This is a genomic window from Flagellimonas sp. HMM57 (assembly GCF_021390175.1).
Taxonomy (GTDB): Bacteria; Bacteroidota; Bacteroidia; order Flavobacteriales; family Flavobacteriaceae; genus Flagellimonas.
The window spans coordinates 1,003,123-1,019,849 of sequence record NZ_CP090004.1; the positions used below are offsets into that span (position 1 = coordinate 1,003,123).

Here is a 16,727-nt window from a genome sequence, read left to right on the forward strand (position 1 = left end):
AGCGAAATCAACCTATCATGAACAACCGTATTTTTAGAATATCATTGACCGCCGCATTGGCGGGTTTTCTTTTTGGTTTTGACACTGTAGTCATCTCTGGCGCCAACCTACCCATTAAGGAACTTTGGGACACGACTCCATTGTTCCATGGAATTTTCATTATGAGCATGGCCTTGTGGGGTACCGTGCTTGGCTCATTATTTGGCGGTGTACCATGTGATAAACTAGGAAGAAAGAAAACATTGATATGGATTGGGGTCCTCTATTTTGTTTCCGCTTTGGGTTCAGCACTTGCCCATGACCCCTATCTTTTTTCTTTTTTTAGATTTATTGGAGGTGTTGGAGTCGGTGCTTCTTCGGTAGCTGCACCCATATATATATCAGAAATTTCAACTCCGGACAATCGTGGCAAACTGGGCGCCATGTACCAGTTTAATATTGTTTTTGGAATTTTCATTGCTTTTATTTCCAATTATTTATTAGAAGGATTTGGCGGTACAAATGATTGGCGCTGGATGTTGGGCGTAGAAGCAATTCCAGCACTGGCTTATACCGTTATGGTTTTGAGTATCCCCAACAGTCCAAGATGGTTGATGATGAAACGACAAGATGAAGATGGTGCCCTTAGGACTCTGGAATATATCTCCAACAAAGAAGTAGCCATTAAAAGATTGAATGAAATAAAAGAAGCTCTGGGAAAGAGCTTTTCCAAGGATAGTTTATTTTCAGGAAAGTACAACAAACAATTGTTGCTAGCGTTTTTCCTGGCCTTCTTCAATCAACTATCAGGAATAAACTTTATTCTTTATTACGCCCCCGAAATTTTGGAGCGTGCTGGATTGGCAGCTAAGGAATCACTTTTTAGTTCTATTTCCATAGGAATTGTCAATTTGATTTTTACGCTAGTCGGTATTCGCTTGATTGATCACTTGGGTCGAAAACAGCTCATGAAAATAGGCTCAATAGGCTATATTGTAAGTTTGGCAGTAGTTGGATGGTGTTTCTATAGTGATGCAAGTTCAACCTTACTACTTTCATTCATTTTGGTTTTTATTGCTTCGCATGCTATTGGACAAGGTGCTGTGATCTGGGTTTTTATTTCCGAAATATTCCCGAACAAAGTACGCGCATCCGGCCAATCTTGGGGTACGGGAACCCATTGGATTTTTGCAGCAATCATTACTTTGGTAACGCCCATTTTCTTGGATGCTGACAAAGGAATTTTCAAAGACAATCCTTGGCCTATCTTTTTATTCTTTGCTTTAATGATGGTTTGCCAACTGGCATGGGTGCTATTCGTTATGCCGGAAACAAAAGGGGTTTCTTTAGAAGAGTTGGGCAAAAAATTAAGTGCTAAAAACACGAAGTCCAGCTAGCGGACATCATGCGGGACATGAGTAAAAAATATCCGTTAATCGAATAACCACATGGTATTTAGGATTGATGAATAAATATTTCCGTACATTGGAAGAAATAACACTATTATGACTGATCAAGTTTCTTTTGGCAGTAAAATGCTGGTTGGCTTTTTACGGCTAATGGTATTCGTTCTTGTACTTATTCTTATCGCTATTCCTGTATGCATAGTATTGGATTTTCTAGGAATTTTAGGGTAATTGACAAATAAATAACCGAGAATAGCTACATAATACCGTTTCTATCTGGAGAAATTTTTAAGCGCACTTAAAAAATAACATCCTGTTCATGCATTGCATTGGTTATAGTCTTCACATAAGAGTCAATGGTTTTTTCAATTTTTACAGGTTCCATGATATCTAGATTACCCCTCCAAATAAGCTCTCTTTCCTTATCTACACAAATGCAATACAATGAGGTTTGGGCATTGTAGATATTGAAGGTCTCATGATCTTCAGAATTGTAATAAATGTCTTGATTATCAAGATAGTCTGAACTAAAACGAGTGTACATATCATTGAAACTATTTATTTTTCCCTTGAACGTACGCTTGTTTTCCGTACCAACAACTTTGGTAAAAAGAATGGCATCAAATCCTTTCTCCAATAACTGTTCTTCAACTTCTGAAAGTTCCTCTTCCGATTTTTCCGAAGATGTAAACTCAACATCAAAAAGGTCTAAACTCCGCATTGCTTCCACACCCTCTTCCTTTAGCCTTTGGGCAAGTCTTGTTTCAAATGCCGCACGTACATCTTTATCTTCGGTCATACCTACCACAAGTACCTTGTACGCATCGAACAAAACAATATCCGGACTCTTCCAGGTGCTAACGAGCTTTGTAGATGAACAACCCGCTAGGAGCAACATACATAGGGCCACTAATTTTGGTTTCATCGGAGTAAGTTTTATCGTTATATTGAAATTCCCATATGCTAATGTCTAATAAATACGCCTTGCCTTTTCTCTAGCTGCTTGTTCAGTTCATGAATGGTTTCTGCCATTGATTTTTCAAAGTTATCCGTTTTGGATTTTGCAAAAAGACGTGGTCCAGGGGCACTTAATTCAATTTCGCATATCTTGCTTTCTTCTCCCGTTCTGTCATTTTCCAGTTTAAAAAGGACGTTGGCCTTTATGACCCAGCTGTATTTTTCCCCCAACTTATCTAGCTTTTTGAACAAGATCTCGTTCAAGGATTCACTGGTTTTCATTTTTTGATATTGAATATTCACTACCATAACAAGTTGCTTTTTTGATTTATACCAAATCTAGGAACTTGCCATATGCAAAAACATGACATCTATCAGTTTTCAAAAAATGAAAACCTATTTAATTGAAAAAGGTTGACCCGTACTCTGTAAAACGGAGAACCAAAACTCACTCTCCAAATCTATTTTCTTCCGTTTTTTTGTGACTTCTACTATAGGTGCATAAACAAATCTATTGTTCACGGTACTAACAACAAATTTAGTCTTTCCCGCCATGGCTCCATGTACAGCATGGTACGCCAATCTGCTGCAATAGACACTATCACTAGAGTTTGCAGGTGCACTTCTAATAATGTAACTGGGATCTATGTATTTTATGGTTACGGGGAAATCCACAAAATGTTCTGCAATCTTATCTTTTAAAAAGATACCGATATCCTCATGCTTTACATTTCCAGATGCATCCTTGACCGTATTTTCACCTTCAAAGAGATGCTGGCCCGCACCTTCAGCAACTACAATAACAGCATGCTTTTTACGGTCCAAACGTTCTTTAAGAACCGCTAAAAATCCATTTTCTCCTTCTAAAGTAAAATCCATTTCGGGTATAAGCACAAAGTTTACGACAGGCATGGCCAAGGCCGCAGACGCCGCTATAAATCCACTGTCCCGTCCCATAAGTTTGACGATGGAAATTCCGTTAAACGCACCCGCGGCTTCATTATGAGCATCCCGTAAGATTGGACTTGCCACATCAAAAGCAGTTTCAAAACCAAAAGATTCGTCTATCAAATCAATATCGTTATCTATGGTTTTGGGTATTCCCACCACACTGATGTTCTCATTTCTTTTTTGGATTTCTTCACCTATGGCATTTACTCCTTTTAAAGTTCCGTCACCGCCTATGGCAAACAACATATCTACCTTGTTTTCTACAAGGGTATCTACCATTTTTGAGACATCTTGGCCACCACGAGAAGACCCTAGGAAGGTTCCTCCAAATTGATGGACGTCCCTAACTTTTTCTGGACTGAGTTCAACAAAACCATGGCCCATTTCGGGAATAAGGCCTTCATAGCCATACGGTATTCCGATTACTCTTTTTATATCGTAAAAGTAATGGAGTGCCATTACCACACCGCGTATGACATTATTGATTCCTGGGCACAATCCGCCACAAGTAACGATAGCCGCTGTCGATTTACTTGGTTCAAAAAAAACATTTTGTCGTGGGCCCGCCTTTTCTAAACACTGAGGCGCTTCACTATTTTTTAGACATTGGTTGTAATTCTCCAAGGAGAGGTCGTATACCAATTTATCATCTTCCTTGATAAAACTAAAAATATTATCTCCCCTAACAGTACTTAGCTGAAGGGGAGATTTAAATTTAGGTTCACCTAGACTTTCAATCTTAAATTTATTCTTGTTACTCACGTTTTCTTTTAATTAAAAATGGTCATCCAAACTATGATGTGAATCAATTAGTGGACCACCGTTAAGGATTTCCTCTGAGGCTTGACTTGCAAATTTATCAAAGTTAATGTGGAACGAGTGTGCCAATTGAATGGCTTTACTAACATATGCTCCTTTTTGCAACCACGTGTTCATAGGATCTAATATTTCTGTTGGTACCCCGGGACAATACTTTGGCATATGCAACCCAAAAACAGGATGGGCATCAAAATCCACATCATCCAATTTACCTTCCAAGGCCGCAGATATCATTGCTCTGGTATACTTTAACTTTATTCTTGACCCAACTCCGTAAGGACCTCCGCTCCATCCAGTGTTAACGAGCCAAACATTGACTCCTGCTTCAGTCATCTTCTTGCTTAACATTTCAGCATAAACGGCTGGATGCAATGGCATGAAAGGCTCTCCAAAACATGCCGAGAACGATGGTACTGGCTCATTAATACCGGCTTCCGTACCAGCTACCTTAGCAGTATATCCAGAAATAAAGTGATATGCGGCTTGACCAGATGTTAATTTAGACATTGGAGGCAAAACACCAAAGGCATCGCACGTTAAGAAAAAGATATTTTTTGGGTTCGATGCATACGAAGGTTTTTGAATGTTATCAATATGGTCGATTGGATAACTTACCCTCGTATTTTGGGTTATGGAACTATCAAAATAATCCACTTCTCTGGTTCCTTCTTTAAAAACTACATTTTCTAATAACGCTCCAGGTCTAATCGCCCTATAGATATCTGGTTCTTTTTCTTCAGTTAAATCAATAACCTTTGCATAACAACCGCCTTCAAAATTAAAAATGATGTTTTCAGCCGTCCAACCATGTTCATCATCTCCTATCAATTTTCTATCGGGATCTGCGGATAAGGTCGTTTTTCCAGTACCTGATAAGCCAAAGAAAATTGCGGTATCCTCTTTTTCGCCAACGTTTGCAGAACAGTGCATGGGCAAGACGTTCTTATCAACGGGCAATATTAAGTTCAATGCAGAAAAAATTCCTTTTTTTATTTCACCAGGATACTCCGACCCACCAACCAAGGCGACTTTACGCGTAAAATCAAGGATAGAGAAATTTCCAGCAATAATTCCGAACTCCTCTGGATTAGGCGCTTCGTATCCAGGCGCACAAAGTACCAGCCATTCTTCTTCAAAGTCTTTCAGTTCTTCATCAGAAAGTCTTAAAAACATGTTTTTGACGAAGTAGTTGGACCATGGAAATTCAGTAACCGTACGAACATTCATAGTATAATCTGGATGAGAGCACACAGCGGCATCCCTTGCATAAACCTCTTTATTAGAAAGATATTTAGTTATTTCGTCATAGAGTTTTTTAAAGTTATCTGGTGAAATTGGCTTATTGATTCTACCCCACCATACCCTATCTTTGGTATAGTCATCTTTTACCAAAAAACGATCTTTGGGCGAACGCCCTGTAAACTTACCTGTATTTATGGATAGTGTACCATTTTCGGTTTCGGTGCCCATATCCTTTTCTACGGTAATTTTTTGAAGGGTTTCAGGATCTAAGTTCCAATGTACTCTGGCATTCTTAATTCCATACTTTTCCAATTCTTTTGTCTCTCTGATAATAGCTTTCATGATATTATTATTTTAAAATTTGTGTCCAAAAATCATAGACCACGATACAATTGCAACGCGGTTACAAAAACAATACTAGTGGTCACTCACCTTAAAAATCAAAAAACTATTAACGGGACTAAATCGTTACTTCACTCAAATTGTTATGGGCTAGAACCCGCATGCCCAGAGGCAATGCGGGTTAGCTCCAATCTAAAAGGTTCAAACCACTTTAAGGGCAATAACTTCATTGATTATATTTCATTCACTTCTTTTAAGAGTTAAATATTCGTTCGTAATCTTCTACTGAACCATTGTCCAAACAACATTCAATTATACGTCTGCCCAATGGGTTCAATGTATCATCTTGAAACTGTGCCAGTGTCTGGATAAAGAAATCATACAATATTTTAGCACCTTGATCATATGCTTCTTTTCCAACTTCTTCCTGATATTCCACTTTTAGAAACCATTTTGGAATTTGCCGTCCTTCAACTTTCATGGTATTCATGGCATAACCCAATAGGCTGCATCTAGAAGCGCTTAGTCTATGCGGGGAAAAGTTTGCGTTACCTCTACGTGCAAGATATTCACGGCTAATCCATTGCGGCATAAAGCTTGTTTTCCAAGCACCAATATGCTGATTTGGCGTGAGAATGTACTTCACCTTTGGGGTATTTTGTATTTGCTCGAGCAATAGATTGGCTTGTTTTACTTTTTTACCTGTGGCAAATGGCCAATAACTACCTACACCTTCACTACCAATACCTTTGGTCTGGATAATACTAGGATTTGCATGCCCTCTAGGTGCTACCAAACGCCATAGCCAAGCCAATGCCGGAGGCAAGATGTGCATCATACCAACAATTCCATAATTTGGGTTTTCCATGGTACAAGGTGGTGTTCGGAAACCAATGCTCCTGATATCGACCTTTACCGGTTTGGAGTATACGCCCGGTACAGATTCACGTGGTAAAATCACCCTTGGATTTGGACAGGGCACTCCTGGTTCATCTTCCTTATGATCCCAAATCATTGCATGTCCACCCGGAACAGCTTCTATATTTAAAAACAGTAAAGGATTTTTCGGTTGTGCCGTGATTTTTTCAAGCATGGTATCCTTCCCATATTCATCAATATGGTCAACACGGACGAACCAAGCGTCTTCCGCATCCTCTAGCCATAACTTCTTCTTATCTTTTTGAAGATTAGGATGGCACAACGCCATATCATCGGTTACAGGTTCTAGATCACAGGTTCTTGGAAGTTCTATTGTACGCTCTTCACCAGTGAGCACATTCTTACCCAATAACAGACTACCATCTGACTTTCGGTGGGGCAGTTGCAGCATTTCACTTTTACCACCACCACTTGCTCCTTCGTGCATCATGGTTATCACATTGTCATAAGGTGTAATAACACGTACTGTAGAACAGTGAGCAGTAACCCAACCTTCATCTTCCCCTTTACCGATCAACATTCCGTATACACCTTTTTTAGCACTTGGCCCTGGATATAAATTGTATGCGAACATTTCGTATTTACCCGGTATTCTGTTGTGTACCACGACTTGTTTTCCTTCAAAATGGGTATGGCGAAAAGGTGGGGCAGCATATATTACTGCTTCTGGCGCAAAATCTTCAGGTAGTTTATCTGGATCAAGTATGCCTTGTAAAAGGGCCAGTCCCAGTCCAAAAAAACCTGTATTGGCGGGAATGATAGCTACTGCAGCATACCCCATGCCAGGTTGGCCGGCATTAAAATAAAACATTGCCAAATCCTGTGTTTTCAGCCATTCAAATGTTTCTTCCCTTAGCGAATCAAAAGCATAACCAAACCGTTTTTCAAAGGTAGGTTTATCTGTGGGCAGATCATCAGCTATCACCATACAGTCTGGATCGCGTCGACGCATGTATGCTTCGGTATAGTTGGCTGCAATACCATTTTTTGTACGGGCCACTTCAGCTTCAAGATAGCTGCGCCCATCTGGCAAATCGAATCGCACTTCATGAAAGTTGCTCTCTTTACCGCCAGCGGCCAGCTCTACCAATTCCTGTGCATTTCTTGCAACAGTAACACTTGGTGCTACTTCCAGCAAGTCTTCTAGTTCCTTAATGCTACCAACCGGGAGCTTTTCTAGGGTCATTTCCATTTCGGTCATTTTATATTTGATTTATTGCGTGATATTCTTATTATGATTAGTATCTCTTATTCAATTCAAAAGTTATGTTCAAAAACTCCAAACCAACGGCACTATCAATATCGTTGCTATAAAAAACAGCAGCAATAACGGTCCACCTACCCTGATATAGTCAATAAACTTATATCCCCCAGAAGACATTACCATGGCATTTGTGGTAGTACCTACAGGAGTTAAAAATGCTGTTGAAGCGCTTATGGCAACCGTAATTAAATATGGCTTTGGAGAAACACCCAATGATGTTGCCGCCAATAAAGCTATTGGTGCCATGAGCACTGCAGTGGCAGAATTATTAATGGTTTGGCTAAACGCCGTCGTCAGTAAAAAAATACCGCCCAGAAGAACTGTTGGATGTATGCTCCCCAACATATCCACTAATCCATTAGCTGCCATTTCGGCGACCCCTGTCTTTTGAAGAGCAGTCCCCATGGGTATCATAGCGGCAATCATAACAACACTTGTCCAGCTAATACCTTTATATGCTTTTGATATAGGTACGCATCGTGTCAACAACATAATTCCCGCACAAATGAGCGCAGCTATCGCGCCGGGGAACACTTTAAACACTAAGAGCAATATCATTAAGATAAGAGTTCCCATAGCTATGTAGCTTCTTGTGCTGAGTGTAGCAACATTTTTGGAGAGTGCTTCAGGACTACCAGAAATAACCACATTCTCGTATAGCGACTTTAAGGTTTCTATGTTTTCCCAAGGACCTCGTATTACAAAAGCATCACCTGCTTCCATTTTTATCTTACCCGAAAGTGGTCTGTTATTTCTTGATGCGGCCAGCAATTGGACCCCAGCCCTTTTTAAATAATTTCCCAAGTTTATGGTCCTACCTACGAAAATAGAGTTTGGTGTCAATAGCATTTCTGCCATACCTACTTCTTGATTGATCAATTCGTTTTTTAACGTGTCCATTTCCGCAGGTGTTGGAATGACGCCCAAACTAAATTTTAAGACCAATTTATCGACTGCCTCAGGCGTTCCCTTCACGGTAATGATATCATGATACCGCATTTCCGTATCAGGTTCGGGAAGCTCTACAAATTGTGGCACTCTTTTTTTGAGCGGGCTTGGGTGCCTTCGCTTTAAACGCATAACAACTACCTTATGGGTGCCTTCAAAATCCCAATCTCCAATTTTAGTGTTTATCAAAGGAGACATAGATCGAATTCTCAGTCGATATAAATTGTCCCCAATACTATAGTTTGAAATCCATTTGTGCATTTCTGCATCAATATCCGCAGGCCTTTCATTGGTCTGCCTTTTGGGCAATAATCGATATCCTATGTATCTGAAATAAACGATGGCGATAATCAGCAATGGCAAACCTATAAGACCAAATTCGAAGAATGAGAACCCTTCAAGATTATTCTCAATAAGTGTATTGCTCGCTATAATGTTTGGCGGTGTACCCGTTAAGGTCAATAATCCACCTGTATTTGAACCAAACGCTACCGGCATTAATAATTTTGATGGCAGTGTCCCTGCACTCCAAGCTGCTGAAACAGTTACCGGAAGTAAAGCTGCAACCGTTCCTGTATTACTAACAAAGCCTGAAAGAACGCTGGCGCCCAATGTAACAATGACCAGTAATTTTGGCACGCTTTTACCAGCCCAGCTTACAAAACGCTGACCGGCCAGAGCCGTCCAACCAGTTCTCGATAATCCCTCACCAATAATGAACAGTGCGGCTATCATGATTACCGTGGTGTTACTAAAACCACCAAGGGTCTCACTAACATTAAGTATCCCTGTCAAATAAAGCGACAACATTGACATTAGTGCCACAACATCTGGTTGAAATTTCCCCCAGACAAACAAAGTAATTGTAATACCTAGTATTACGAGTAGTGTTAACATAGTATAGTTGTTGAAATTGGTATTAATCCAAGGTTAAAACAGGGATTTCCGAATGCAAAGTCAACAGTTTTGTCAAGCGCCCCTCCGATGGGGTGCTATTTTTTGTATGATTTCTGGGCAGAATTGCCAAAAGGTCAATATTCTTCTTTGTGATATAATCCAAAATTCCTTCCTCCACATCTTGATTTTTACTAAAAGCATGTTCTTCGTAAAAATGCTCCAAGTAGTATTTGAGTAGATTTTCATTGCTATCTACAATAGACTCTTCTGCATAAACGGACTCTTTATAAATTGTCAATACATGCACCCTAGAGTCAAAGGTTCTGGAAATATCCAGAAGTGTACGCAACACTTCTTTATCGTCTATTTTCTCATTGCCCAAAACCAAGGCTATGTCATTGGGTTCTTTAATATCACATCCAAACGGCACTGATATTACGGGGCAGTTGGCCTCCAATGCCAATCTAGATGTATTTGTTATGGCCTCGTCCGTACTTTTGTCCCCCATGGTTCCCATAACTATTAAATTGGCCTCATGCTCCTCTTGTGTTTCAAGAATCTTTTTTATGATTTCCCCTTTGGCCGTAATAAAAGAAGGAGTATTTTTCACTTTTCGTTGAAACGATTTCAAAACGTTGGAGAAATCTATTTTTAAAGTTTCTTCCTCAGACTCCGTTATTGGCATAGAGGCTACGTACAACGCTAATATGTCGACATCCCTATTTGGTCCAGCTAAGCTCATTGCATACTTCATAGCATTTATCGAGGCTTCTGAAAAATCAAAAGGAATTAAAAATTTAGTGATTAGATTCATACCTGAAAGATTTAAATGACAAAATTCATGACTTCAAAATTATAGCTGGACACGGACCTAAAACATGACGGAAATCAGGTTTTGGATATTTAGCATGAGAAAACTCGATTTCTATTTTTTCACAATGGACAAAGAAGAAATTTTGGACATATTGGCTATCTTTAAAATCATTTTAAAAAACGACTGAGCACATGGAAATTGTTATAGGAATAGACATTGGTGGAACCAAGACCAAAATTGGATTGGTGGACAAAAATGGAAAATGCCTTGTCAAAACTTTCTTTAGAACCAAGGAGTTTCCAGATTTGGATACTTATCTTGATAAAATCCGTAGCACATCGGAAGAACTTATTGAAAATTTAGGAAAGAAGGTCACTATTCTGGGGTGCGGTATTGGAGCACCAAACGCTTCTAGCAAAAGAGGAACTATAGAAAACGCCAGTAATCTGCTTTGGAAAGGCAGTGTTCCCATTCTTGAAAAATTGAAGGAACGTATGGATATGCCCATGAGAATCATGAACGATGCGAGTGCTGCCGCATTGGGTGAAATGCTTTTTGGACGAGGTAGGAACATGACCGATTTTATAGTAGTAACATTGGGCACAGGTTTTGGTGCCGGCATTGTTGCCAATGGGCAACTCATAGACGGCTATGATGGTTTTGCAGGAGAATTGGGCCATGTAGACATGACCATAGGGGACGGTAGATTAACAGGACTGGGGGTTCGAGGCGGACTGGAGGCCTATGTTTCCGCAACAGGTCTAAAGCGTACTATAATGTATATGTTGAGCAAATATATGGTGGATTCAAGATTTAAGGACGTAGCCTACAATGACCTTCATGGAGAAGATATCACCAAAGCTGCCGAAGAAGGTGATGTTATTGCTGTAAAGGCATTTGATTATACTGCAAAAATAATGGCGTTGGCGTTGGCAAATTTTACCGCTTTTACCCAACCTGAAGCTTTTATTTTAATGGGCGGTCTTGTCAATAGTGGAAAGTGGATAAAAGAACCCCTAGAGAAATATTTTAACGAATACCTTTTAGATGTATATAAAGGTAAGGTCAAACTACTGGAATCTGGAATGGATGGTAAAACTGCTGCCATTTGTGGCGCTGCTGCGCTCATATGGGAAGACAAAAAATAAATTTCTTGTTTACCTTTCAATTGGGCATTGTATTTTTTAGAAATTTCCTAGGACTTTTTAACTATTTATAGCCCACAAAATCAATTTCTTAAATCATAGGGAAATAGTTTCAGTTAGAAATAGACCTGTTTCAACATCGTCTTATTGCTTTCATATTTTAAGGTTCTACCTTTGGAATGATAAGTATCATATTTATTCGAATCATTAAAAGCAAAACTTTGCATATCAATATTCAAAGCGGCTTTTATGGGAGGTGCAAAGCAATTTCCATTTTTTGTTTTTTTCACAACATTTTTTATTCTAACCCACACAACTTCTTACGGACAAGGCAATAGTGAAGACAGGTCTGGCTCTTGGCTTGTTCTTTATGGCACTAACAAAATCCATGAGAAATGGAGCATTCCGCTCGTAGGTATCCTTAGACATCACGACATGTTCGAAAAATATGAATTCGTATTTGTAAGAACAGGACTGTCCTATAAAATTAACAACCACTCTGCCTTTACAACTGGAGTCGCCTATTTGAGTTCAAGGAGCTATACCGGATCTGAAGAATTTAGCAATGCGACACAGTTTTGGGTTTATGAGGAATATAGTTTAAAATCAAAATCAAAAAGAAACAAAATTTCACATAGGTGGCGATTGGAAACCCGATGGAAAAAAAACGCCGATGACCTTCATATCAATAATAGATTAAGGTATCGACTTCAGTTTGTTAAATCCTTGTACAAAAATGTCTACTTCAGAACTTTTAATGAGTTCTTTATAAATATAGAACCCAAACTGTTCAATCAAAATAGATTTTATATCGGCCTGGGGCAAACAATATCACCATCTCTTAAGGTAGGTATTGGATACTTAAAAAATCATTTTGATAAATCCGATCATGATGTGGTTAGGATGTCATTAACCTTTAAAACCGACTTTACCAAAAAAGATATGGCACATAATACTACAGAATAAGGCTGTCATGGAACATGAAAACTATTTATCATCCATACCTGATTATTATCATATTTTATTTTTTAACCCCTGCATAACTTTATCTCAATTAAATAAGAAAAGTCATGAAACCAAAAAAGAACCCCAACGCAGATATAGGACGCAATAGCAGTCTTTATTTTATGATAGGTCTTACTTCCGTGCTCTTTGTAACGTGGCAATCATTAGAAGTGAAGACATATGAGAAGGAATCCGATTTTGCAAATGTAATCGAAGTAATGGACGATCTTAATGAGGATGTCCCGATTACGGAAACCGTGTTGACCGCACCACCGCCACCACCGCCGGCAGCTCCAGATGTCATAGAGATTATTGAAGATGTAGAGGACATTGAGGAAACTATTATTGAAAGTACAGAAAGTAGCCAAGAAGTTTTTGTGGAAGATGCCGTAAGCATAGAAGATGTTGAAGTTGGCGAAATGGAGGAAGAAGAGATAGTGCCCTTTGCCATTATCGAAAATGTTCCCGTTTTCCCGGGATGTGAGAATTTGAATTCGGAAGAAGAGCGTAAAGCTTGTTTTAACAGAATGGTGCAGGAACATGTGAAAAAGCACTTTAAATACCCTCCCACCGCTCTTGAAATGGGAATTACAGGTAAAGTATACGTGCAGTTCGTAATCGACTCCAAGGGAAGAGTAACGGAAATCAAAAAAAGAGGGCCAGATAGATTATTGGAAGATGAAGCCGCACGAATCATTGCAGCACTTCCTACGGTAAAACCTGGTGTACAAAGAGGGAAAGCTGTCAAAGTCAACTACGGAATTCCAATAAACTTTGTAATGCAGTAACTAACTTAGCCATTTTTTATTAGAGGCTCCAGAACACTTAGTCGGAGCCTCTTTTTTTGTATTAAAACCAGTCAGTATTCAAGTATTCTTTATTTCTGGAAGCGGTTTCTCTGCTTTTGACCACCAAATGTGTTTTATCAAACTGTCTTGCCCTATAGCCCAAAAGGTGAAAAATAGATTTGGCCAGAAACCTTGCCACTCTTTGATCGACCAAAAGTGCATCTTTCTTTAACGATTCCCATCGAATTCCTGGAAACCTCACCAAAAGATGGTCCGCTTTTATTTTGCGAAGACCTTTCGATATCCATAAAAGTATTGTTGGAATCGACCGTACGTAATAAAATCCTTCATTACCTTGGTTTTGGTATAGGGGCATAAAAATCTGCTTTCTCCCTTTGGCCTTTAGAATGGCATTATTCTCCAAGGCTACATTTTCACCATCCGAAATCTCCTGAAAATTCACGAATCCAGGAAGCATCTTAAAATCGATTCCATGTTTTATATCGTACTGATAATAAATCTCGTAAAACTTATTCGACACCGCACTGGAGTTTAAAACTCCATTTCTGAGTGCGGCCATTTCGTTGGTGGATAAATTGACAGAATTCGTCAGTGCCAACGTAAAATGGACAAAATCAATACAATTTTTTATGGCATTGATATCATCATGTTGACCACTTTCATAACCCATTGACACATAGCCCAGTTCATTGATAAAACTTAGTAAAGCTCCTACCAAATATTCCTCTATTCCCAAAACAATGGGCAGTGGGTAGTTCATTGCAAATTTCCTATTCAGTAAGCTATCGTTTAAAACTATAAATGGTGAGGTTTCACTAGATGTGGTATGTAAATCTATAAAGTAAAATGGAGGGGTGCTTTTCTCTAAAATCCCATTGAACAAGGCGTACAATTCCAGTAATTCTTTTTCTTCATCCGTCTCCTGTTCTTCTTTGCCCTTAATCTCATCAATCCTATCAGGCGACCAAATCCTATTTAAATCTTCAGTCTGAAATCGTACATTCTTTTCAAGTGCCCTTAAATTTCCCGCAATGGCATAAATTTCTCCATAAATTGACTTTTGCCTGAGTTTTAATTCACGAATAACGTGTTTAAGGGCAAATATTCCAGCTGGCTCATTGCCATGTATTCCCGCAAAAAAAATCACAGTAGGTCCGCTCCCATCACCTTTAAGATGGTCTATGATTCGTTCAACCTCTGCCGTCTCGTTAAGGGCATGACTATATACTTTTGGCATGTTCCAAGTCCACTTTACTGATTATACCCACTAAATTTGAACCTATACAAACTGGCAAACAGCCAATTTCGTAATCGTTCATTAATTGTTTTGCTGTTGCTATGGTTGTTCTCGGCTGGACTGTTACTACTTTTTTTATCATGATGTCAGAAATTTTAGTCTCCTTTTCTTTCTGAACGTTTCTCAGTTCTTCGATATGGCTCCAGGTCAATAGCCCCGTAAGCTCCCCATTGTTATTTTCAACAGGAATGTGGTGAATATTGTTCCATTGCATTATAGATAGAGCTAAATCAATATAATCATCCTCATAGAGTTTCATGAGCTTGGTAGACATGATCTGTCCAACCCATTTATAAGATGATTTACCATTATTAACTTCTTCTAGGTTAGGCCACGTATGTACTGGCATATCTTTTAGTTGATTTACAGAGATAGTTTTTGTCAATGCGACCAAAACACTATCCAATTTCATATGCTTTCGTAAGTTTCTAAAATTCTCCACTTGCCACTCTGCCCCTGTACCTTTTTTTGTTCTGGCTTTTATAATTCCAAGCAATCTATCAATATCTTTCTCATCAACACCATGCTTTTTTAAACCTTCATAAGCTATTGGCAGCAATTCATTTATTATTAATTTTTTAAGTGTTATAGGCTTCCCCAGCCAGAAAAAAACGGTCTGCCTGCCCGTTCTCGCAGCTTTTATGAAATTAAGTTTGGCTTCTTTGAAATCCATAATACCGGGCATATCATCAAACTTTTTTGGTCTTCCGACCATTAGTCCTACCCAAAAAGCAAAATTTGCAATTTCATCAATTGCTGTAGGTCCAGATGGAATATACCTATTCTCAATGCGCAGGTGGGGCTTTCCATTACCAACCCCGTAACACGGTCGGTTCCAGCGATAAACCGTTCCATTGTATAGATTGAGTGCATCCAATTTAGGGATGCCTCCATTTTTTAATACCTCCAAAGACTCTTTCTCTATAGCCTTGGTCAAAACAATGCGGTGCGTTGAAATATCCTCTTTAAAGATTTCCACTACAGAATCTTTCTGCCAATGATTTCCAAAACCAACTCTGGCAACCTGCTCTTTTAGCGCATAAGTCCATTTCCTAGTATCCAAACTTTGTTGAAATAAAGCAATACGGGTCTCTTTCCAAAGTTCCCTGCCCAATAAAAGAGGAGAATTACAACAAACTCCCAAAACTGGACCTGCTATAGCCTGCGACCAATTATAGCTTTTGATAAAATCTTTGGGAGGAATCTGTAAATGAAGTTGAAAACTGGTATTGCACGCTTCAAAAAGAACAGAATCATGGCGTAGCGTCAATTCATCTACGCCTCTAATTTTTAATGCAAAATGATCTCCCCGGAACGATTTTAAAACTTCATTAAGTTTATAGTAACGTGGAATGGGTGTCATAAAATCGATACCCAACTCGTTTTTACTAATGGTAGGCAGAATACCGGTCAACAGGATATGTATTCCCAGCTCTTTCGCTTTTGTGCGAGCCTTATTGAGCAATTCGCCGAGTTGTTTTTCCACTCTAGAAAAGCAGTTTCCGCTCAATTGAAATGGATCTAGATTTATTTCGAGATTATAACTCGCCAATTCTGTAGTAAAATGCGGGTCATCGATATGCTCTAGAAGATCTAAGGATTTTCCAGATGGCCTAAATTCGTTATCTACCAGACACATTTCTTGTTCGGCACCTATTCTTACGATACCGTCCTCAATTAAATTTTGCTCTAAAAGAAGCTCAAGAGCCTTAATATCATTAAGCAAGTGCTTCACAAAAGCTTTGCGCTCTTGATCATCGAACTTACTTTTAGGAATATGTTCTCCCATGCCTAAGAACTTGATGGTTGCTGTACATCTACTAAACTACAAAGCATCTGTCAATAAAAATATGACGGTTGTCATGTGCAAGAAAAGCCTCGTTCCTGATAATTATCATATTTTTTATTGGTGC

General features: G+C 39.0%; 13 protein-coding genes. 4 read left to right on the forward strand and 9 right to left on the reverse strand.

Going from position 1 to position 16,727, the window contains the following annotated elements:
• Nucleotides 1-17 precede the first annotated feature (17 nt).
• Nucleotides 18-1,376 (forward strand): sugar porter family MFS transporter, encoded by a 1,359-nt coding sequence (locus LV716_RS04425; protein ID WP_163416574.1) that lies wholly within the window; start codon nucleotides 18-20, stop codon nucleotides 1,374-1,376.
• Between the two features lie 307 nt (nucleotides 1,377-1,683).
• Here the strand turns inward: LV716_RS04425 and LV716_RS04430 are convergent, their stop codons facing one another.
• From LV716_RS04430 to LV716_RS04460, 7 genes are all read right to left on the reverse strand, one after another.
• A complete protein-coding gene (locus tag LV716_RS04430; protein ID WP_163416575.1) occupies nucleotides 1,684-2,310 on the reverse strand; it encodes a hypothetical protein in 627 nt (208 codons plus the stop codon).
• A gap of 38 nt (nucleotides 2,311-2,348) precedes the next feature.
• A complete protein-coding gene (locus tag LV716_RS04435) occupies nucleotides 2,349-2,651 on the reverse strand; it encodes an HPF/RaiA family ribosome-associated protein (protein WP_163416576.1) in 303 nt (100 codons plus the stop codon).
• Nucleotides 2,652-2,738: 87 nt separating this feature from the next.
• On the reverse strand, nucleotides 2,739-4,055 hold the full coding sequence (locus LV716_RS04440; RefSeq protein ID WP_163416577.1) for an ATP-dependent 6-phosphofructokinase: 1,317 nt from the start codon (nucleotides 4,053-4,055) through the stop codon (nucleotides 2,739-2,741).
• 12 nt (nucleotides 4,056-4,067) lie between these two features.
• Complete coding sequence (gene pckA / locus LV716_RS04445; RefSeq protein WP_163416578.1) at nucleotides 4,068-5,696, reverse strand: phosphoenolpyruvate carboxykinase (ATP); 1,629 nt, start codon at nucleotides 5,694-5,696, stop codon at nucleotides 4,068-4,070.
• Between the two features lie 253 nt (nucleotides 5,697-5,949).
• Nucleotides 5,950-7,836, reverse strand: coding sequence for a DUF4914 family protein (locus LV716_RS04450; protein ID WP_205600102.1), 1,887 nt, complete (start codon nucleotides 7,834-7,836; stop codon nucleotides 5,950-5,952).
• Nucleotides 7,837-7,905: 69 nt separating this feature from the next.
• Nucleotides 7,906-9,744 carry an SLC13 family permease gene (locus LV716_RS04455; RefSeq protein ID WP_163416579.1) on the reverse strand — a complete coding sequence of 613 codons (1,839 nt, stop codon included), beginning with the start codon at nucleotides 9,742-9,744 and terminating at the stop codon, nucleotides 7,906-7,908.
• A gap of 22 nt (nucleotides 9,745-9,766) precedes the next feature.
• Nucleotides 9,767-10,558: a universal stress protein gene (locus LV716_RS04460; RefSeq protein ID WP_163416580.1), complete on the reverse strand. Its 792-nt coding sequence runs from the start codon at nucleotides 10,556-10,558 to the stop codon at nucleotides 9,767-9,769.
• 191 nt (nucleotides 10,559-10,749) lie between these two features.
• Here LV716_RS04460 and LV716_RS04465 point away from each other — a divergent pair, with 191 nt between their 5' ends.
• The 3 genes from LV716_RS04465 (at nucleotide 10,750) to LV716_RS04475 (ending at nucleotide 13,496) form a co-directional block, all read left to right on the forward strand.
• Entirely contained in the window at nucleotides 10,750-11,706 is a 957-nt protein-coding gene (locus LV716_RS04465; RefSeq protein WP_163416581.1) for an ROK family protein, read from the forward strand.
• A gap of 246 nt (nucleotides 11,707-11,952) precedes the next feature.
• Nucleotides 11,953-12,669, forward strand: a complete 717-nt coding sequence (locus LV716_RS04470) for a DUF2490 domain-containing protein (protein ID WP_163416582.1) — start codon at nucleotides 11,953-11,955, stop codon at nucleotides 12,667-12,669.
• A gap of 104 nt (nucleotides 12,670-12,773) precedes the next feature.
• Nucleotides 12,774-13,496, forward strand: coding sequence for an energy transducer TonB (locus tag LV716_RS04475; RefSeq protein WP_163416583.1), 723 nt, complete (start codon nucleotides 12,774-12,776; stop codon nucleotides 13,494-13,496).
• A gap of 61 nt (nucleotides 13,497-13,557) precedes the next feature.
• Here LV716_RS04475 and LV716_RS04480 read toward each other — a convergent pair whose 3' ends face one another.
• Together LV716_RS04480 and LV716_RS04485 are read right to left on the reverse strand one after the other, a co-directional pair.
• Nucleotides 13,558-14,754: a succinylglutamate desuccinylase/aspartoacylase family protein gene (locus tag LV716_RS04480; protein WP_163416584.1), complete on the reverse strand. Its 1,197-nt coding sequence runs from the start codon at nucleotides 14,752-14,754 to the stop codon at nucleotides 13,558-13,560.
• Entirely contained in the window at nucleotides 14,738-16,603 is a 1,866-nt protein-coding gene (locus LV716_RS04485; RefSeq protein ID WP_163416585.1) for a CBS domain-containing protein, read from the reverse strand. Before LV716_RS04485 ends, LV716_RS04480 begins: the two co-directional genes overlap by 17 nt.
• Nucleotides 16,604-16,727: the final 124 nt, after the last annotated feature.